Source organism: Methylobacterium gregans, assembly GCF_022179245.1.
In the GTDB taxonomy this organism is placed as follows: domain Bacteria; phylum Pseudomonadota; class Alphaproteobacteria; order Rhizobiales; family Beijerinckiaceae; genus Methylobacterium; species Methylobacterium gregans.
This window is the reverse complement of sequence record NZ_BPQM01000029.1, coordinates 1-19,803: the sequence shown is the minus strand read 5'-3', so window position 1 is coordinate 19,803 and position 19,803 is coordinate 1. Positions and strand designations below refer to the sequence as shown.

The following is a 19,803-nucleotide window of genomic DNA, read 5'->3' as shown; positions in this document are numbered from 1 at the left end:
TCAGCTCGCGCGCTTGATCTTGAAGGATTCGAGGTATTCCTTCGGCTTGGCCGGGTCGAAGGTCTTGCCCATCACCGCGAAGGTCTTGGTCGTGGCCTCGGGCGGTGTGAAGCCGTCCTGCTTCATCAGCTTGGCGGCGTCGGTGGCGAGGTAGACCTGTTTGGCCACAGCCGCGTAGTCCACCTCGCCCTTGAGCTGGCCCCAGCGCTTCATCTGGGTCAGGATCCAGACCGCGAAGGACTGCCAGGGGAAGGCGTCGAAATCGACGCGGTCGGGCACCTTCTTCACCTGCCCCAGGCCGTCGGCGTAGGTGCCGGTGAGCACCTGCTCCACGACCGTGAGCGGCTGGTTGAGGTAGTTCGCGGGCGCGATCGCGGCGGCGATCTCCTTGCGGTTGTCCTTGTTCGAGGCGTAGGCGGTCGCCTGGATGATCGCCCGCAGGAGTGCCGCGTAGGTGTTGGGCGTCTCCTTGATGAAGGCCTCCGAGGCCGCGAAGGCGCAGCACGGGTGCCGGTCCCAGATCTCCTTCGACAGGATGTGGATGAAGCCAACTCCGTCGTAGACCGCGCGCTGGTTCACCGGATCGGGAGCGAGGAAGCCGTCGATGTTGTCGGCGCGCAGGTTGGCGACCATGTCGGGCGGCGGCACCGCGCGGATCTGCACGTCGGTATCGGGGTCGATGCCCGCTTCCGCCAGGTAGTAGCGCAGCAGGTAGTTGTGCATCGAGTAGTCGAAGGGCACGGCGAGCTTGAAGCCCTTCCAGTCCTTCGGGTCGCGCCGGTCCTTGTGCTTCATCGCCAGGGTGATGGCCTGGCCGTTGACGTTCTCCACCGCCGGCATCGTGTAGGCCTGCGGGTTCGAGCCGAGGCCGAGCGAGATCGCGATCGGCATCGGCGCCAGCATGTGGGCGGCGTCGTATTCCTTGTTCAGGGTCTTGTCGCGGATCACCGCCCAACCGGCGGTCTTCACCACCTCCACGTTCAGGCCCTGCTTCTCGTAGAAGCCCATCGGCTTGGCCATGATGATCGGCGTGGCGCAGGTGATCGGAATGAAGCCGACCTTCAGGTCGGTCTTCTCGGGCTTGGCCCCTTGCGCAAAGGCCTCGGCGGCGAATTTGGTCGGGAAGAACTGGCTCACCGCCGCGAGCGCGGTGGCGGCCCCGACGCTGCGCAGGAAGGCGCGGCGCTCGGCATCGTGCGGGAAAAGCGCGCGCATCACCGCGCCCTCCACCGCCCGCTCCAGCGCGGCCTCGCCCGTCGGTGCAACCGCGCTCTCGGCATCGTGGGCGGCCTGGCTCGCATGGGCGCCGCAGGAGCAGCCGCCGCGGGCGAGACGGCGTTTCGCGTCGAAGGGATTGTCGAACAGGGCCATCTGCGCCTCGGACGGTTCGTGACGGCATCAGAGTGGCAAGGGGTATGCCAGACGAAGGAATTCTGAAAGAACGTTATATAACAATGGCTTGTCATGACCGTGCGAAACTACGAGAACTCGTGTAGAACGAGATCTCGTAGGCCTGTCACGAGATTTCGCAATGCTCGACGGACGCCATGCTGCCGCTGCAGGTCCCGGCCGCGAGGCCGATTTCGGCCCCGTCTTCGAGGCGGGTGCCGAGGCCATGCTGGTGCTGGATCCGGACGCAGACCGGATCGTCGACGCCAACGACGCCGCCGCGCGCCTGCTCGGCCAAGCCCGAACCGCGCTGAGGGGCATGGCGGCGAGCACCCTGCACCCGGGCCAGCTTCCGGTCCTCATCGTATTCACGCAGGGTGTTCAGGCGAAGGGCCGGTGGTGGACCCACACGCTCACGCCCCGCCACGGGGCAGGCCGCGCCCTCAACGTCGAGATCGTCGGCACCGTGCTGCCCGGCGGGCTCGTCCTCGTCACGCTGTTCGACCTCGACGAGCGCCGCCAGCGCCAGGTCGACCGCGAGGCCGACCGACACATGCGCGCCGGCCTCTCCGAGTGGCAGCGCATGGAGCGGATTTTTCGCGATATCGAGCGCGAGAACCAGTTGATCCTGCGCGCGGCCGGAGAGGGCATCTACGGGGTCAACGCGGAGGGCGTGACGACCTTCGTCAACCCGGCCGCGGAGCGGATGCTGGGCTGGGCCGCCGCCGATCTGGTTGGCCGGGACATGCACGCCTCCGTGCACCACACCCATCCGGACGGCTGTCACTATCCCCACCGGGACTGCCCGATCTACGCGGCCTTCCGCGACGGGGCTGTGCATCAGGTTGACGACGAGGTGTTCTGGCGGCGCGACGGCACGTCCTTCCCGGTCGAGTACACCTCCACGCCGATCCGCGACCGCGGCGCGCTGGTCGGCGCCGTCATCGTGTTCCGCGACGTCAGCCAGCGCCGCGAGGCGGACGAGCGCCTGCGGCAGGCGCTCGCGGAGGTCGTCTCCCTACGCGAGCGCCTGGAGCTCGAGAATGCCTACCTGAAGGAGGAGATCCGAGCGGGCAGCCACCACCAGGGCATCATCGGCCGGAGCCCGGCCATCGAGGTGATCCGCCGCCAGATCGACCTTGTGGCCGGCACCGACGCGACCGTTCTCGTCACCGGCGAATCCGGCACCGGCAAGGAGCTTATCGCCCGCGCGATCCACGAGGCGAGCCGCCGCCGCGACCGGCCGCTCATCCGAGTCAACTGCGCCGCCGTACCGCGCGAGCTGTTCGAGAGCGAGTTCTTCGGCCACGCGCGCGGCGCCTTCACGGGCGCGCTGCGCGACCGGGTCGGGCGCTTCGAACTGGCCGATGGGGGCACATTGTTCCTCGACGAGGTCGGCGAGATCCCTCTCGACCTTCAAGGTAAGCTCCTGCGGGTGCTGCAGGAGCGCTCCTTCGAGCGCGTCGGCGAGGAGCGCACCCGCGCGGTCGATGTGCGCCTCGTCGCGGCAACCAATCGCGACCTGAAGGACGAGGTGCGCCGCGGCCGCTTCCGCGGCGACCTCTACTTCCGCCTCAATGTCTTCCCGATCAGCGCGACGCCCCTGCGCGAGCGGCCCGAGGACATCCCCCTGATCGCCCAGCACATGCTGACCGGGGCCGCACACCGCCTCGGCGTCCCCGAGCCCCGCCTGACGGAAGGCGATGTCCGGCGCCTCATCCGCTACGACTGGCCGGGCAACGTGCGCGAATTGGAGAACGCCATCGAGCGCGGCGTCATCCTGGCTCAGCGCGGTCGCCTGCGGCTCGATCTGCCGGAGGTGGAGGAGGCCGCTCCGAGCGAGGCCGTCGCTCGGCACGCCCACGCGATCGCCGCCCCGGGGCAGCGCCCGCGGAGCGAGACCGAGCGGCGCGCCCATGACCGGACCGAGATCGTCGAGGCGCTGGCGCTCTGCGGCGGCAAGGTCTTCGGTCCCGGCGGGGCCGCCGAGCTGCTCGGCCTGCGCCCGACGACGCTCGCCTCCCGCATCAAGGCCTACGGCATCAAGAGATGAGCGACCGCGAACATCTCCGTGTCACGAGCGATCCGGGCCCCTCCAGATACAGGGGTGAGGATGTGGTCAGCGACCTGTAGCTCGCAGCGGACAGGACACGCCCCGTCCAACGCAATCCGCACACGTCTTGTCCGTCAAATCGAACGCGATCCTGGCGGCTTGGAGCCTCGTCGGAGCGCATGGCCCGGCATCCGCACCGCATTGTCTCCCATCCCGCATAGGTTGGGCAACAACGGTTTCTTCTACGCCACCCCGCGATGGAGAGATGATCAAACCTCTCGGTCGAATTCTTTAAAAAGAACATTTCGTTGACCTGATTGTGAGCGGAGGGCAGATTTTTGGTTGGTTCCCACGCTGTCGCTTCGTCTCAGCCAGAGCGACCGGCGTTCCCAAGGATCTTGCGATGCGTCTGCGACACAGCCTGTTCTCCCGTCCCTGGGTCGCCGCCATGCTCGGCGGCCTGACCCTCATGGGGGCGGCGTTGAGCCCGGCTGCGGCCGGGGAAGGCCAGTTGCGCATCGCCAAGCAGTTCGGTGTGGTCTACCTGCTCTTGAACGTCGCCGAAGACCAGAAGCTGATCGAGAAGCACGGGAAGGCCGCAGGACTCGACATTAAGGTCGAGTATCTGCAGCTCTCGGGCGGCTCGGCCGTCAACGACGCGCTGCTTTCCGGCAATATCGAGGTGGCGAGCGCTGGCGTCGGGCCGCTGTTCACGCTCTGGGACCGCACCCGTGGGCGGCAGAACGTCCGGGGCGTCGCCTCGCTCGGGAACTTCCCCTACTACCTCGTGAGCAACCGGCCCGAGGTGAAGACGATCGCGGACTTCACCGACAAGGACCGGATCGCGCTGCCCGCAGTCGGTGTCTCGGTCCAGGCGCGCATCCTGCAATGGGCCTCGGCCAAGCTGTGGGGCGACAAGGACTTCGCCAAGCTCGATCCGATCAGCGTCGCGGTCCCGCATCCGGAGGCCGCGGCCGCCATCATCAAGGGCGGGACGGAGATCACGGGCCATTTCGGCAACCCGCCCTTCCAGGAGCAGGAGCTTGCCGAGAATCCCAAGGCGCGCATCGTCCTGAGTTCCTACGACGTCCAGGGCGGCCCGGCCTCCTCCACCGTGCTCTACGCCGCCGAGCGGTTCCAGAAGGACAGCCCGAAGACCTACCTGGCCTTCGTCGATGCACTCGACGAGGCAGCGAAGTTCATCGCCGCCAATCCGGAGAAGGCCACCGACATCTACATCAAGGCGAACAACAGCCGCATCGACCGCGACTTGCTGCTGAAGGTGATCAAGAACCCCGAGGTCACGTTCAAGGTCGAGCCTCAGAACACCCTCGGCCTGGGCCAGTTCATGCACCGCGTCGGCGCGATCAAGAACCAGCCCAAGACTCTGGAAGACTACTTCTTCGTCAACCCGCGCATCGCGGCGGGTAGCTGAGCGGGCCGGGCCGATGACGCTGGTTGCCGCACGCGAAGCGCTTGCCGTGAACCGAGCCGCGGATGCGCCGCCCGGATCCGCGGCTCGCACCGGCCGGTCCGCCGCGCCGCCGGTTGCAATGGGACAGACGGCCCCGCTCCTGCAGATCGCGGGCGTCAGCCTGGAGTACCGCACGCCGGAGCGCGTGGTGCGGGCCACCCACCGGATCGATCTCGACATCTACGCGGCCGACCGCTTTGTGCTGCTCGGCCCCTCGGGCTGCGGCAAGTCCACTCTGCTCAAGGCCGTTGCGGGTTTCCACGAACCCGTCGAGGGCGAGATCCGGCTCGACGGCGGAGTGGTGCGGGGTCCGGGACCGGACCGCATCGTCGTCTTCCAGGAGTTCGACCAGTTGCCGCCGTGGAAGACCGTGCTGCAGAACGTCGCCTTCCCCCTCAGGGCCGCCGGGCTCGCGGGGCGGCGCGAGGCCGAGGCGCGGGCACGCCACTTCATCGACAAGGTCGGGCTTTCCCGCTTTGCCGACAGCTACCCGCACCAGCTCTCCGGGGGCATGAAGCAGCGCGTCGCCATCGCCCGCGCCCTCGCCACGCAACCGAAGGTGCTCCTGATGGACGAGCCCTTCGCGGCACTGGACGCGTTGACCCGGCGCAAGATGCAGGAAGAACTGCTCTCGCTGTGGGAGGAGGTGCGCTTCACGCTTCTCTTCGTCACCCACTCCATCGAGGAGGCTCTGGTGGTAGGCAGCCGCGTAGCGCTGCTCTCGCCCCATCCCGGCCGCGTCCGCGGCGAGGTCAATTGCCACGACTTCACCTTGGGCGACATCGGCAGCCGCGCGTTCCAGGCTGCCGTCCAGCGCCTGCACGGGCGCCTGTTTGAGGCCAGCCCCGAACCCGAGACCCCGTCGGCTCCGCGATGAACCAGCACGTCCTGCCGCCGATCCGCCCGGAATACGACCGGGCGCTCGCGCCCTACGTAGAAGCGCCTGTCGCACGGGCGCTACCGTTCGCCACGCGGCTCTGGCAGCAGGGCTGGCTGCGCAAGGGCCTGATCCTGGCGGCGCTCGCCCTCGGCTGGGAGGCGGCGGCGGCCTGGCAGTACAACGACCTGCTGCTGCCCGGCTTCCGCGCGACCCTGTCGGCGCTCGCCGAGGGGCTCATCAGCGGCGAGCTTCTCGAACGGATGCGGATCTCGCTTCAGGTGCTCGCGCAGGGCTATCTGATCGGCGTCCTGCTTGCCTTCGGGTTGACGACGCTCGCCGTCTCGACGCAGACCGGCCGCGACCTGCTCTCGACCCTGACGGCGATGTTCAACCCGCTGCCCGCCATCGCGCTTCTGCCGCTGGCCTTGCTCTGGTTCGGTCTCGGCGCCGCGAGCCTCATCTTCGTGCTGGTCCACTCCGTACTGTGGCCGGTCGCCCTCAACACCTATGCGGGCTTCCAGGGGGTGCCCGAGACCCTTCGGATGGCCGGCCGCAACTACGGTTTGAGAGGTCTGCCGTACGTCTGGCAGATCCTGATCCCGGCCGCGCTTCCGGCGATCCTATCCGGTCTGAAGATCGGCTGGGCCTTCGCGTGGCGCACCCTGATCGCCGCAGAGCTTGTCTTCGGCGCGGCTTCCGGCAAGGGCGGGCTCGGCTGGTACATCTTCCAGAACCGCAACGAGCTCTACACCGACCGCGTCTTCGCGGGCCTGCTCCTCGTCATTGCCATCGGCCTCGTCGTCGAGAACCTCATCTTCGCGACCCTGGAGCGCCTGACGGTGCGGCGCTGGGGCATGGTCCGCTGAGGCGGCCGGCCCGCACAGGCCCCGTCACGTCTCCGTGCCTTCAACCTTCAGACCGGTACATGACCCAGAACACCCTGCGCCTCGGCGCCTTCTTCTACGCGACCGGCCACCACATCGCGGGCTGGCGACATCCCTCCAGCGAAGCTGACGGCGGGATCAACCTCGAACGCTACGTCGGCTGGGCGCAGAAGGCCGAGGCCGCGAAGTTCGATCTCGTCTTCCTCGAAGACGGTACTGGCATCCGCGACACCAACCTGCGCTCCAGCGAGCGCACCGCCCGCTCGACCCATTTCGAGCCGGTGACGCTGCTCTCGGCGCTGGCCGCCGTCACCAGCCGGATCGGTCTGGTCGCCACCACCTCCACGAGCTTCAACGAGCCCTACAACGTCGCCCGTCGCTTCGCCTCGCTCGACCATCTCAGCGGCGGCCGCGCAGGCTGGAACCTCGTCACCTCGGCGACAGACGCGGAGGCCGCCAATTTCGGCAACGATCGGATCGCGCGCCACGCCGACCGCTACGAGCGTGCCGAGGAGTTCGTCGACGTCGTCCTCGGCCTCTGGAACACCTGGGACGACGACGCGGTGGTGATCGACCGCGCCAGCGGCCAGTTCTCGAAGCCGGACGGCTTCCGGCCGCTCGACCACCGGGGCAAGCATTTCGAGGTGCGGGGGCCACTCAACATCTCGCGCACGCCGCAGGGCCAGCCGGTGCTCGTGCAGGCCGGGTCGTCGGGACCGGGCAAGGATCTCGCCGCTCGCACTGCCGAGATCGTCTTCACCGCCAACCAGACCCTCGCCGAGGCCGTGGAGTTCTACGGCGACCTGAAAGGCCGCATGGCCGCTTTCGGCCGCCGCCCTGACGATCTCAAGGTGATGCCGGGCCTCTTCCCGGTGGTCGGACGCACGGAATCCGAGGCTCGGGCCAAGTTCGAGGCATTGCAGGACCTGATCGATCCGGTGGTCGGGCTGGCGCTGCTCGAACGCATGATCGGCGGCTTCGATCTTTCTGCCTACGATCCCGACGGGCCCGTTCCGGAGCTGCCGGAGACCGACGGTGCCAAGTCGCGCCAGCAGCTGATGTTCGATCTCGCCCGCCGCGAGGGCTTGAGCCTGCGCCAGCTCTACCTGCGGATCGCGGGCGCGCGCGGACATTCGCAGATCGTCGGCACCCCGACCCAGATCGTGGACGAGATGGAGGCGCGCTTCCGGGCCGGTGGTGCGGACGGGTTCAACATCATGCCGGCGACGCTGCCCGGCGGCCTCGACGACTTCATCACGCTCGTCTTGCCGGAATTGCGTCGCCGTGGCCTGTTCCGTGACGAGTACGAGGCCCGGACCCTGCGCGGGCATCTCGGCTCGCGCCCGCCGCCGGTCCCCTCTCCCGCTCCGCGATAGGGCCGCGCCCCGCCGCCCTCAGCGGACGGGCGGCGCCCAGATCCCGAGGGCGGCGGTGTCGACGGGGCGCGGCAGCAGCCCCTCGGTCCGGAACGCGTCGGCGATCGTCTGCTGCTCGGCGAGGCCCTCGCGCGTGACAGGCTCGACACGGTAGCTGCGATGCGTGTTGGCCGCCGCGACGATGTCCGGCTCCAGCCGCCAGAGCGGAGCGAGCCGAGCGGCGGCCTCGGCCGGGTTCGCCTTCACCCAGGCCCCGGTCTGCGCGAGCCTGGCGAAGAGCACGCCCAGCGCCGGGCCGTTGGCCGCCACGTAGGTGTCGGCCGCGAGATAATAGCGCTTGTAGAGGGATAGCCCGGCCCCGTCGCGCAGCACCCGCGCGCCAGCCTGCTGCTGCGCCGCGGTCAGGAACGGGTCCCAGGCGGCCCAGGCCTCGACGCCGCCGCTCGCGAGCGCCGCCCGTCCGTCCGCGGGCGTGAGGTAGGCCGGCACGATGTCGCGGAAGCTCAACCCGGCTTCCTTAAGGGCGGCGAGCACCAGGAAGTGGTTGCCCGCGCCCTTTGTCACCGCGACCCGCTTGCCCTTCAGGTCGGCAACGGTGCGCGCGGGGGAGCCCGCCGGCACGAGGATCGCCTGCGCCTCGGGCGAGGCCGCCTCCTGCGCGACGTAGGTGATGTGTGCCCCTGCCGCCTGCGCGAAGACCGGCACCGTGTCGGCGACGTCGGCCGAAACATCGATCTGGCCGGCGTTCAGCGCCTCCATGATCGGCAGGCCGCTGGTGAATTCGTGCCAGGACAGGCCGGTGCCCTGGGCCCTGAGTGCCTCCTCCAGGCTACCGTCCTGGCGCAGCAGTGCGACCAGCGTCGAGGAGCGCTGGTAGCCGATGCGCAACGTCGTCGCGGCGCGGGCCGGACGGCCGAGGAGAGTTGGGGCGGCGAGGCCCGCGAGCAGGGCGCGGCGGGACAGGGACATCGGGTCCTCGAAGGATGGGATTGCGAGAAGCGCGAGTGAGCCCGCGCAGCGGCGTGGGCTCGGTGGCGGCGACCGGCTCAGGTCGGCTGGCCGAGAATCCCGAGGATCTCGCGGCGCAGGCGCACGAGTTCGGGATCGTCGCGGTGGCGCGGGTAGGGTCGGTCGACCGGGATGTCGGCCCGGATCGCGGCCGGCCGCTCGGAGAGCACGATCACCCGCTCGGCCAGCACCAAGGCCTCCTCCACGTCGTGCGTGACCAAGACGGCGGTGAAGCGCGAGCGCTGCCAGAGCCGCAGGATCTCGGCCTGCATCGCGAGCCGGGTCAGGGCGTCGAGCTTGCCCAGCGGCTCGTCGAGCAGGAGGAGGCGGGGCTCGTTGACGAGCGCCCGGGCCAGCGCCGCGCGCTGGGCCATGCCGCCCGAGAGCTGGTGCGGGTAGACCTCGGCGAACCCGTCGAGGCCCACGAGGCGCAGGGCCGCATCCGCGCGGGCCGCCCGCTCGCGTCCGATGCCCCGCGCCTCCAGACCGAGCACCACGTTCCCTCGCACCGTGCGCCAAGGATAGAGGGTGGGGTCTTGGAAGACGAGGAGGCGGGACGGATCCGGCCCCGTCACCGCCGCGCCGTCGACCGCGATGCGGCCGGTATCCGGCGGCTCCAGGCCGGCGACCAGCCGCAGCAGGGTAGACTTGCCGCAGCCCGAGGCGCCGAGCAGCGCCACGAAGCCGCCGGGTTCCACGTCGAGGCTCAGCCTGTCGAGCACCGGCAATGGGGTGCCGCGGATGCCGAAGGCGTGGGAGACGGCCTCGACCGTCAGCCGGGCGCCGCCCACCGGGGTGGTCCCGGCGGCGACGCCGGGGTCGGGCCGTTCGCGCGTCGCGGCTACCATTGCACCAGCCCCTTCTGCCAGGAGAGAACCCGGTCGCGGAAGGCGAACAGTAGGGTGATCAGCCCCGAACACATCAGCGCCATCACGATCAGCGCCGCGTACATGTTCGCGTAGGCCGCCCACCCTTGCGCCCATTGCAGGTACCAGCCCAGGCCCGACTTCACGCCCAGCATCTCGGCCACCACCAGCACCGCGAACGAGCCACCGAGCCCCATGAACAGGCCGACGAAGACGTGCGGCAGCGCGCCCGGGATCGCCACCCGCAGGACGAGGAAGCTCTGCGAGGCCCCGAGTGTGCGCGCCACGTCGAAATAGGCCTTGTTGACCCCGGCCACGCCCGACCAGGTTAGCACTGTGACGGGAAAGCCGGTGGCGAGTGCCACGAGGAATGTGCTGGCCGACCAAGAGGAGGGAAAGACGAAGAAGGCGAGCGGCAGCCACGCGGTGGCAGGCAGCGGCCCGACGAAGCGCAGGACCGGGTGAGCCCAGTAGCCGACCGCCTTCGACCAGCCGATCGCGACCCCCGCCGCGAAACCGAGTGCCGCCCCGATCAGGTAGCCCCCGAGGAGCAGCTTCAGCGAGGCGAGGATGCTGCCGCCGAGCTTCGGCCCGTCCTCCAGAAACACCTCAAGGATCGCCTGCGGTGGCGGGAAGAACGGCATCGGCAGGAGGCTGAACTTGGCGGTGATCAGCTCCCAGGCGAGGAAGCCGGCCGCCAAGGCGGCGAGCCAGGGTGTCCAGTGGGCGAGCGACGCGCCGAAGCGCCCGAGCTGGCTGCAGAGGGCGGATGCGAACGGCAAGGCCAGCCCGAGGACGAGAGCGGTGCCCGCGAAGGCGGCCGTGTAGGGAAAGTCGCCCTCCTCCGGCAGAAGGTATGTTGCGGCGGCGAGCGCGCTCCAGGCTGCCCCGGCCGCCAATACACGAAGCGGCAGGCGGGGGAGGTGTTGGGCGGTTGCGGGCGCCCGGACGACGCCGGTCAGGCTAGCCATGAATCCCTCTCAGCTCAGCACGTCGGCGTAGACGCGCTCGGCGAACTTCGCCGTGTCGGTGGTGCGCTTGAGGACGTTCACCTGTTTGAGTTCGTCCCCGTAGAGCACGAGCTGCCGCTTGAGGTCGGCCCCTACCGGGCGGTCGCCGTGGTGCTGACTGCGCAGCATTGCGGCCAGATCCTCGACGGAGCCCTTGCCGCCGTAGCCGGAGAAGATGCGGGCGGCCTCCCCCGGATTCTCGTGGACGCGGTGTCCGCCCTCCAGGATGGCGCGGGTGAGCGCGGAGGCGGCGGCGCGATCGTTGCGGATCAGGCTGCCGCGCACCGCGACCACGCAGCAGGTGCGGTCGACGTACGCGCCGGAGAGGTTGGTGGCGACCTCCGTGAAGTTCGGGTTCTTCAGCCAGATCCACGTGCGCGGGTCGGAATCGGCGAGCGCCTGCGCTTCGCCCTTCTCGACGGCGAGGTTCAGGAGGTCGGCGGGGTATTGCCGCCATTCGACACCGCTCTCGGGGTCGATCCCGGCCTTCGCCAGCAGGAGGCCGAAGAAGTTCTTGGCCGGGCTCGCATGGTCGCTGATCGCGATGGTCTTGCCCTTGAGCGCGGCGACATCGGTGATGCCGGCGGATCTTGCGGCGAGCAGGCGCAGGCAGCCCCCGTGAAGGCCCGCGGTGATCTTGACATCGAAGCCCTGTTCCAGGGGCTTCAGCCAGCGCAGCGCCATGCCGATGCCGGCATCGGCCTTGCCGGTGGCGATGGCCTCGAGCAACGCCTCCGTCGAGCCGCCGAAATTGACGAATTCCACGTCGAGCCCGTGCTTGGCGAAGATGCCCCGCTCCTTGGCCAGCGGCGCCGCGGCAGTGCAGATCGCCGTAGCGTTCCAGGCGAGCTTGATCGGCTTCAGCGGACCGGCAGGCCCCTCGGCGGCGGCGGGGCTGCAGAGCGGGCCGGGATCGAACGGCGCGCCGGGGCCGGGCCCCCAGGCGCGCCCGGCGCTCACGCCGAACAAGGGCAGGGCCGCGGCGGCCGCGCCTGCGCTCAGCAGGAACCGGCGCGACGGAGCGTGGCCGGGACGCCGAAGCACGTCAGTCATGGTGGTCTCCGGGTGCCGCGCTGCGGGCGGCGGGTCGCACGGATGAACGGCACGCAGGCAGGACCGTCCGATGGGTCGGACAGCGGACTCGCGTTGTTCCGGGAGCAGCTCTCTGTGGAACCGATGTATTCAATCTTCAATCACGGGGTCGCGATGTCAACGAAAGCGTTTTCTCATTCTCGATGGCATGATGTGAAATCGTGATCGCCCAACCCCGATCCTGCGAGAACGTTCTTGCATTCGGAGACATGAGCGCGACGCCGGCAGCTCGCCTCGCCTCGAGCCACCCCCTCTGATGGACAACCTCGGCATGCACACTTCCATTCAGCGTCATTCGACAATGAGAGGCAGATGACGTGCGAGCACGTGATCGTGCAGGGTATGATCGCCCTATTTCGTGCGGGCAAAGCACGAGTAACATTTCTTTATCCTACGATTTTTTGGAAATCTGCTTCGTTGACGATCTGACGGCCTGGTCCGACCCTAAGGCGTTGCTTGCGGCCTCAGCCGCGTCGGCCCGCCTTCCCGATCTCAGATGACCGTCGCCGTTCCACCGCCCGATCCCGCCGCTACGCTCGTCGAGGTCTTCGCCGGCAGCGCCGCAGAGCACGACCGCAACGGAAGCTTCCCGCACGGGAACCTCGCGGGCCGGTACGAGGCCGGGCTGGCGTTGCAGCAGCGGGCTGAACTCTGCGGGACCGCCGCGCACGCACAGGCAAACCCGCTGGAGCGGCACCTGCGCGACGTCCTGCGCGCACGCATCCACCGGCCGCAGGGCGATGCCGTGCGAGCCGCCGGCCGCACCGCCCTCGGCCGCTGATCCCCGAAGGAGATCTCCATGAGCCTGCTCTCCCCCGAACCGACCGAATTCATCGGCTTCGTTGCCCCGCGCGAGGTCTCCGAGACGCGGGAGCCGAGAGGGCCTGTCATCGACCGCAACTACCTGCACCTTCTCGCCAGGGCGCACGAATGGGGCGGCTTCGACCGCGTGCTCGTCGCCTCCTACTCGACGGCGCCCGACCCTTTGCTGATCGCCACCGAGATCGCAGCGGTGACGGAGCGGATCGGCCTGATGATCGCCCACCGCACGGGCTTCGTCGCACCCACGATCGCTGCGCGACAGCTCGCGACGCTCGATCAGCTCACCGGCGGCCGCGTCGCGGTCCACGCGATCAGCGGCGGCGACGACCGGGATCTTGCGAAGGACGGCGACAAACTGACCAAGGACGAGCGCTATGCACGAACGCAGGAGTTCCTCGACATCGTCCGGCTGTCCTGGACCTCTGAGACACCGTTCGACTATGCCGGCGCGCATTATCGGGTCGAAGGCGGCTTCTCGGAGGTGAGGCCCGTTACGCAGATCCCGGTCTATTTCGGCGGCGCCTCGCCGGCCGCGCTCACGGTCGCCGGACGCCACGCCGACACCTATGCCCTCTGGGGCGAGACGTACGAGCAGGTGCGGGAGCTGATCGCCCGTGTCCGCATCGAGGCCGTGCGGCATGAGCGATCGCCGCGCTTCAGCCTCTCCGTGCGACCGATCCTGGCCGAGACCGAGGCGCAGGCCTGGGCGCGGGCGGAGGACATCCTGGCGCGGACCCGCGCGGTGCGGGCGGCCAGGGGCCTCGGACCCGCCGCGACGCCCCAGAACGTGGGCTCGCAGCGCCTGCTGGCAGCGGCCGCAGCGGGCCCGCGTCTCGACAAGCGTCTATACACGGCGATCGCCGCCGAGACCGGCGCGGCCGGCAGTTCCACCGCGCTCGTCGGGACGCCCGAGCAGGTGGCCGACGCGCTCCTCGACTACCACGACCTCGGGGTGCGCACCTTCCTGATCCGCGGGTTCGATCCGCTGGAGGACGCACTCCAGTACGGACGTGCGTTGCTGCCCGCCTTCAGGGATCTGCTCGCCCGTCGCCGCGCGACGGCGGAGGCCGCCTGATGCGCGCCCTCATCCTCGCGTTCTCGGCGTTTCTCGCGCTCCTGGCCGGCCCGACCGCGCGTGCCGAGGAGGTGCTGCGCGTCGGCGACCAGCGCGGCAACGCCCGCGCCCTGATGGAGGCGGCGGGCGTCCTCGATGGCCTGCCCTACCGGCTCGAGTGGAGCGAATTCCCGGCCGCGGCGCCGCTGCTGGAGGCGCTGAACGCCGGTGCGATCGATGCGGGCGGGGTGGGCGACGCGCCCTTCACCTTCGCGGCCGCGGCCGGCGTGCCGGTCAAGGCCTTCTTCGCCTTCCGCAACCGGCAGGACGGTCTCGCGATCCTCGTCCGGCCCGAGACGCCGATCCACAGCGTGCAGGATCTGAAGGACAAGCGCATCGCAACGAACCGCGGCTCAATCGGCCATCAGGTCGTGCTCGCCGCCCTCGAAGAGGCGGGCTTGGCCGCCGACAGCGTGCGCTTCCACTTCCTACCGCCGGCCGATGCCAAGCTCGCCCTGGCCTCCGGCTCGGTCGATGCCTGGGCGACCTGGGAGCCCTATACCTCGGCGGCCGAACTCGCCGGCCTCGTCCGCGTGGTACGCGACGGCAACGGGATCACGCCGGGTCTGAGCTATGCGGTGGCGAGCGATGCGGCCCTCAGGACGAAACGGGTGCTTCTGGCCGACTACGCCGCCCGCCTCGCTCAGGCCCGCACCTGGGCGCTGAAGGACCCCGCGCCCTACGCAAAGGTCTGGTCGAGACTCATCGGCCTGCCGGAAGCCGTTCCCCTGCGCTGGTTCGGGCGGGCCCAGTACCGCACCGTTCCGATCGATGAAGCGGTGACCGCCGACGCGCAGCGCCTCATCGACCTCTATGTGCGTGCGGGGCTGATTCCCAAGACCCCCGCGCCACGGGCCGAGGCGATCCTCGATCCCGGATTTTCCGAAGCCCTGGCGGCCGTGCGATGATGGCGATGGGAGGCAGCGACATGCACGACATCGGCGACGGCCACACGCACGACCATGACGGCCATGCACACGACCATATCGACGCCCACACGCACGGGCAGGACGCCCCTGCCGAGCGCTGGAAGCACGATGGGGTGCGGGTCATCCCGGGCGACCGGCTCGACCCCAACACCGCTCAGACGCCGGGCATGTTCCGGCAGGCGGCCGTCAACGCCGCCCGGGTCGGCGCGCAGAAGATCTGGGCCGGCACGGTGGCGATCGAGCCCGATGCCAAGACCGGCGTGCACCACCACGGCGCGCTGGAGAGCGTGATCTACGTCGTCTCGGGCCGAGCCCGCATGCGCTGGGGCGAGCGGCTCGAATACGTGGCCGAAGCGGGACCCGGCGACTTCATCTTCGTGCCTCCTTATGTGCCGCACCAGGAGATCAATGCCTCGAACGATGAGCCCCTGCACTGTGTGCTGGTGCGCTCGGACAACGAGGCCGTCGTGGTCAACCTGCCGGATGTGGACGCGGCCGAGCGCCCGGAGACCGTCTACTGGGTGGATCCGATCCACAAGCATCCGTGACCGTGCGACCGTGACCGTGCATCCGTGAGAGGACGGGGAGCGCACCATAGAACCGGAACCGCCGCCTGCATCGTGGCGCTCTCAGGCGTCCGGACGGCCGCCACACTGCATGACGGCGTTATCCGGACGGGTGAGTGTTGCTGCGAGAGCAGGAGAGGCCGGTCACAGGTGCTTCAGCCCGAAGCTTTCCAGCAGAGGCAGAAGCTCGTCTCGGGCCCGCAGGCGATGGTCGTGGACGCGGCCTTGAGCCGCTGCCGAATCCCCCAGCCGGATCGCGTCGATGATGGCGCGGTGCTCGGTCACGGAGGCCCCGAGCTCGCGCCGAAGCTTGAGCGTCAGCATGCGGGCTCGATGCGACTGATCGGTGATGGTCTGGATGATCCGAGTCATCCGCCCGTTGCCCGCCCGCTCGACGAGTGCGCGGTGGAAGCGCGCATCCGCCTGTCCCCAGCTCGGAAGATCCCTGTCCTGCCAAGCACAGGCCATCGCCTCCGTGTAGTCGGCGAGTTCGGAAGCCACGGCCTCCCGCGCGGCATCCGGGAGTGAAGCCAGCAATTCGGCCGCGCGGCCCTCGACGGCGACGATGACGTCGTAGATCTCCCGCATGTCCTCGGGTGCGAGGGCGCAGATCAGGACGCCGCGCCGGGACAGCACGCGCACCAGCCCATCTTCCTGCAGGCGAATCACGGCCTCGTGCACGGGTGTCCGGCTCATCCCGAGACGCAGCGCGATCTCCTGCTCGGATGCTTGGTAGCCGGGCGCGAAGCTCGAGTCGTGGATTGCCCGCTTCAGAGCCGCGTAGGCGTCGTCGACGAGAGATGGACGCCGTTCAACCTCCTGAGCCGGCACCGTTTTCGCTGCCCCTCGCATCCGCGCCATCTCATCCTCCGCCTGACCCTCATTCGTATCATCTTCCATGCAAGGTGCAATACGGGGTTGACGGGATGCGCGAAAAGGCGCAGCAGAAGGCCATCTTGCATGCAAGTTGGCGCACATAGATCAACGCATGCTGGTACCCCAGGAGGAAACGATGGACGGTTCGCTTGAGCGGGCAACCATGCGCAGGGTCGCGTGGCGCCTAGTACCCTTTATCTGTCTGCTCTACTTCATCGCCTTCATCGACCGCGTGAACATCGGCTTTGCGGCGCTGACGATGAACAAGGATCTCGGCTTCTCCTCGGCCGTGTTCGGCTTCGGAGCAGGTGTGTTCTTCTTCGGATATTTTCTGTTCGAAGTGCCGTCGAACATCATCCTCGACAAGGTCGGCGCCCGCATCTGGATCGCCCGCGTGATGATCACCTGGGGGATCATCTCGGGCGCCTTCGCCTTCGTGAAGGGCGAGTACAGCTTCTATACGCTGCGCTTCCTGCTCGGTGCGGCCGAGGCCGGCTTCTTTCCCGGCATCATCCTCTACCTGAGCTACTGGTTCCCGGCCCGCTACCGCGCCGGCGTCGTCTCGCTGTTCATGGCGGCGGCCCCGATCTCGGTGGTGCTCGGCTCGCCGATCTCAAGCGCCCTGCTCGGGATGGAGGGCATCTTGGGCCTGCACGGCTGGCAGTGGATGTTCCTCATCGAGGCCGTGCCCGCCGTGGTGCTCGGCGTCGTGGTGCTGTTCTACATGACCGACCGTCCCGAGAAGGCGCGGTGGCTCCCCGACGACCAGCGCGCCTGGCTCGTCGCGGAGATGAATGCGGAGCGCGCCTCGAAGCAGACGGCGGCCAAGCACAGCATCATGGCCGGTCTCGCCGATATTCGTGTGCTCGCCCTGGCGCTGGTCTACTTCGGCACCTCGGCCGGCCTCTACACCCTCGGCATCTGGGCACCGCAGATCATCAAGAGCTTCGGCCTGTCGACCATGGCGGTCGGCTTTCTCAACGGCGTCCCGCCGACCATCGCGGTCGTCGCGATGATCCTGTGGGCCCGCCATTCGGACAAGACCGGCGAGCGCAAGTGGCATGTCGTCATCGCCTGTCTCGTCGCCTCCGCGGGGCTCGTTCTGGCTGGCGGGGCCGCCTCGGTCGCCGCGGTGATCGCGGCGCTCAGCTTGGTCAATGTCGGGATCAGCGCGGCCAAGCCTCCGCTCTGGGCCATGCCGACGATGTTCCTGTCGGGCCCCGCCGCGGCGGTGGGCATCGCCACGATCAACTCGATCGGCAATCTCGGCGGGTTCGTCGGTCCCTGGGCGATCGGCTGGATCAAGGACCAGACCGGCAGCTTTACCGGCGGCCTGATCTTCGTCGCCGCGCTGCTGATCCTGTCGGCGGTCGTCACCCTCATCGTCGCCCGTACCGGGCGGCGTCCGGAGCCCACCGGCGCGGTCGCGCGCTGATCTCCCCACACATCCTTCAAGCCAAGAGAGGACACGCCCCATGAAGACCTACAAGATCGCCGCCATCCCGGCCGACGGCATCGGCATCGAGGTCATCGCCGCCGGCATCGAGGTACTCGACGCGCTGGCCGAGAAGACCGGCACCTTCAAGTTCCAGTTCGACCACTTCGACTGGGGCTCGGACTACTACAAGAAGCACGGCGTGATGATGCCCGCCGACGGCCGCGAGCAGATCAAGAACCACGACGCAATCTTCTTCGGCGCCGTCGGCGCGCCGGACGTTCCGGATCACATCACCCTCTGGGGCCTACGGCTGAACATCTGCCAGCCCTTCGACCAGTACGCGAATGTGCGCCCGACCCGGATCCTGCCGGGCATCACCAGCCCGCTGCGCCACGTCACGGGCCCTGAGCTGAACTGGGTGATCGTGCGCGAGAACTCCGAGGGCGAGTACGCTGGCGTCGGTGGGCGCGTCCACCAGGGTCATCCCAACGAAGTCGCCACCGACGTCTCGATGATGACCCGCTCCGGCGTCGAGCGCATCATCCGCTTCGCCTTCAAGCTGGCGCAGTCGCGCCCTCGCAAGCTGCTCACCGTCGTCACCAAGTCGAACGCGCAGCGCCACGCGATGGTGATGTGGGACGAGATCGCGGCCGAGGTGGCGCGGGACTTTCCCGATGTCACCTGGGACAAGATGCTGGTCGATGCCATGACCATGCGGATGACGATGAAGCCGGAGACGCTCGACACCATCGTCGCCACGAACCTGCACGCCGATATCCTCTCGGATCTGGCCGCCGCGCTTGCCGGCTCGCTCGGCATCGCGCCGACGGCCAACATCAACCCGGAGCGGACTTATCCCTCGATGTTCGAGCCGATCCACGGCTCCGCCTTTGACATCACCGGCAAGGGCATCGCCAACCCGATCGCAACCTTCTGGACTGCGTGCCAGATGCTCGAGCATCTCGGCGAGAAGCCCGCGGCCGACCGGCTGATGCGCGCGGTCGAGCGCGTCACCGCGGATCCGAACCTGCACACGCCCGATCTCGGCGGTAAGGCGACGACCCGGCAGGTCACGGATGCGGTGATCACGGCCTTGCAGGGCGACAACGAGTAGGTGCCGGGTCGAGCCCGGCGTTATCCGCGGCTGCTCCTCGCGGCTGCTGTGGCAGCGGCCGACCCGGCCATCGGGTCGGCCGCCGAGGTGGTTCACTCCGTGCTGGATACGGCGGCGGGCCACCCTTACTGTCTGCCCCCGGGCTGACGCTTCCCGACCGGTGGGCAGCGGCCCGCGCGCTGCTGATCGTCCGACCCTATCCTGCAGAGGCGGCCGCCCTCGGCCGAGCGAATCATGCGCCGTCACCGCCACGCCAAGATCGTTGCCACCGTTGGCCCGGCGACCAACACGCCGGAGATGCTGAAGGCCCTTTTCCTGGCAGGCGTCGACACCTTTCGTCTGAACTTCAGTCACGGGGTTCAGGCCGACCACGCCCGGGTCCACGCCGCGATCCGCGCACTCGAGGCCGAGGTCGGACGTCCGATCGGCATCCTGCAGGACCTGCAGGGCCCGAAGATCCGCGTCGGCACCGTGAGGGACGGACGGCTCGATCTCGCGGCCGGCGAGCGCGTGCGCTTCGTGCTCGACGGTGCGGACGGCGGCAAGGACGCGATCCCGCTGCACCACCCCGAGATCTTCGCCGCCGTCGTGCCGGGCCAGGACCTGCTCATCGACGACGGCCGCGTGCGGGTGCGCGTCGTCGGCGTCGAGGCCGCCGCGATCGAGGCCGAGGTCGTCACGGCCGGCGTGATCACGAACCGGAAGGGCGTGAACCTGCCCGGAACGCTGCTCGACCTGTCGCCGCTGACGGAAAAGGACCGCGCGGACCTCGCCTTCGGGCTGGAACTCGGCGTCGACTGGGTGGCGCTCTCCTTCGTGCAGAAGCCCTCCGACGTGATCGAGGCACGCGGCCTGATCGGCGACCGGGCCGGCTTCTCGACCTTGGTCATGATGCCGGCCCGGTCGCCGATC

The 19,803-nt window shown here is 68.9% G+C and carries 17 protein-coding genes and 1 pseudogene; 12 read left to right on the top strand and 6 right to left on the bottom strand.

Going from position 1 to position 19,803, the window contains the following annotated elements; translation table 11 throughout:
- On the bottom strand, positions 1-1,371 hold the full coding sequence (locus MFF54_RS07195; protein WP_238301937.1) for a CmpA/NrtA family ABC transporter substrate-binding protein: 1,371 nt from the start codon (positions 1,369-1,371) through the stop codon (positions 1-3).
- Between the two features lie 244 nt (positions 1,372-1,615).
- On the opposite strand from MFF54_RS07195, the gene MFF54_RS07190 reads away from it, so the two are divergent.
- The 5 genes from MFF54_RS07190 (at position 1,616) to MFF54_RS07170 (ending at position 8,056) form a co-directional block, all read left to right on the top strand.
- Positions 1,616-3,442, top strand: coding sequence for a sigma 54-interacting transcriptional regulator (locus MFF54_RS07190; RefSeq protein ID WP_238301993.1), 1,827 nt, complete (start codon positions 1,616-1,618; stop codon positions 3,440-3,442).
- A 403-nt stretch (positions 3,443-3,845) separates the two neighbouring features.
- Positions 3,846-4,877 (top strand): ABC transporter substrate-binding protein, encoded by a 1,032-nt coding sequence (locus tag MFF54_RS07185; RefSeq protein ID WP_238301936.1) that lies wholly within the window; start codon positions 3,846-3,848, stop codon positions 4,875-4,877.
- Positions 4,878-4,995: 118 nt separating this feature from the next.
- Entirely contained in the window at positions 4,996-5,793 is a 798-nt protein-coding gene (locus MFF54_RS07180; RefSeq protein WP_238301935.1) for an ABC transporter ATP-binding protein, read from the top strand.
- A complete protein-coding gene (locus tag MFF54_RS07175) occupies positions 5,790-6,662 on the top strand; it encodes an ABC transporter permease (RefSeq protein WP_238301934.1) in 873 nt (290 codons plus the stop codon). Before MFF54_RS07180 ends, MFF54_RS07175 begins: the two co-directional genes overlap by 4 nt.
- 59 nt (positions 6,663-6,721) lie before the next feature.
- Complete coding sequence (locus MFF54_RS07170) at positions 6,722-8,056, top strand: LLM class flavin-dependent oxidoreductase (protein ID WP_238301933.1); 1,335 nt, start codon at positions 6,722-6,724, stop codon at positions 8,054-8,056.
- An 18-nt stretch (positions 8,057-8,074) separates the two neighbouring features.
- Here the strand turns inward: MFF54_RS07170 and MFF54_RS07165 are convergent, their stop codons facing one another.
- From MFF54_RS07165 to MFF54_RS07150, 4 genes are all read right to left on the bottom strand, one after another.
- Positions 8,075-9,025 (bottom strand): aliphatic sulfonate ABC transporter substrate-binding protein, encoded by a 951-nt coding sequence (locus tag MFF54_RS07165; protein WP_370880302.1) that lies wholly within the window; start codon positions 9,023-9,025, stop codon positions 8,075-8,077.
- Positions 9,026-9,102: 77 nt separating this feature from the next.
- Positions 9,103-9,912, bottom strand: a complete 810-nt coding sequence (locus MFF54_RS07160) for an ABC transporter ATP-binding protein (RefSeq protein ID WP_238301932.1) — start codon at positions 9,910-9,912, stop codon at positions 9,103-9,105.
- On the bottom strand, positions 9,906-10,901 hold the full coding sequence (locus tag MFF54_RS07155; protein ID WP_238301931.1) for an ABC transporter permease: 996 nt from the start codon (positions 10,899-10,901) through the stop codon (positions 9,906-9,908). The genes MFF54_RS07160 and MFF54_RS07155 overlap by 7 nt, the downstream gene beginning before the upstream one ends.
- A gap of 9 nt (positions 10,902-10,910) precedes the next feature.
- Positions 10,911-11,993, bottom strand: a complete 1,083-nt coding sequence (locus MFF54_RS07150; RefSeq protein WP_238301930.1) for an ABC transporter substrate-binding protein — start codon at positions 11,991-11,993, stop codon at positions 10,911-10,913.
- Between the two features lie 673 nt (positions 11,994-12,666).
- On the opposite strand from MFF54_RS07150, the pseudogene MFF54_RS07145 reads away from it, so the two are divergent.
- The 4 genes and pseudogenes from MFF54_RS07145 to MFF54_RS07130 all read left to right on the top strand — a co-directional run.
- Positions 12,667-12,813: pseudogene (locus MFF54_RS07145) on the top strand (acyl-CoA dehydrogenase); the annotation flags it as partial.
- An 18-nt stretch (positions 12,814-12,831) separates the two neighbouring features.
- Positions 12,832-13,929 (top strand): LLM class flavin-dependent oxidoreductase, encoded by a 1,098-nt coding sequence (locus MFF54_RS07140; RefSeq protein WP_238301929.1) that lies wholly within the window; start codon positions 12,832-12,834, stop codon positions 13,927-13,929.
- A complete protein-coding gene (locus tag MFF54_RS07135; protein ID WP_238301928.1) occupies positions 13,929-14,876 on the top strand; it encodes an ABC transporter substrate-binding protein in 948 nt (315 codons plus the stop codon). The genes MFF54_RS07140 and MFF54_RS07135 overlap by 1 nt, the downstream gene beginning before the upstream one ends.
- A 20-nt stretch (positions 14,877-14,896) precedes the next feature.
- On the top strand, positions 14,897-15,445 hold the full coding sequence (locus tag MFF54_RS07130) for a cupin domain-containing protein (protein WP_238301927.1): 549 nt from the start codon (positions 14,897-14,899) through the stop codon (positions 15,443-15,445).
- Positions 15,446-15,607: 162 nt separating this feature from the next.
- On the opposite strand, the gene MFF54_RS07125 is transcribed toward MFF54_RS07130, so the two are convergent.
- Complete coding sequence (locus MFF54_RS07125; RefSeq protein ID WP_238301926.1) at positions 15,608-16,324, bottom strand: GntR family transcriptional regulator; 717 nt, start codon at positions 16,322-16,324, stop codon at positions 15,608-15,610.
- A gap of 151 nt (positions 16,325-16,475) precedes the next feature.
- On the opposite strand from MFF54_RS07125, the gene MFF54_RS07120 reads away from it, so the two are divergent.
- The 3 genes from MFF54_RS07120 to MFF54_RS07110 form a co-directional block, all read left to right on the top strand.
- Positions 16,476-17,774, top strand: coding sequence for an MFS transporter (locus MFF54_RS07120; protein WP_238301925.1), 1,299 nt, complete (start codon positions 16,476-16,478; stop codon positions 17,772-17,774).
- Positions 17,775-17,814: 40 nt separating this feature from the next.
- A complete protein-coding gene (locus tag MFF54_RS07115; protein WP_238301924.1) occupies positions 17,815-18,891 on the top strand; it encodes a tartrate dehydrogenase in 1,077 nt (358 codons plus the stop codon).
- A gap of 234 nt (positions 18,892-19,125) precedes the next feature.
- The coding region (locus MFF54_RS07110; RefSeq protein ID WP_238301923.1) for a pyruvate kinase at positions 19,126-19,803 on the top strand (678 nt) is incomplete at its 3' end.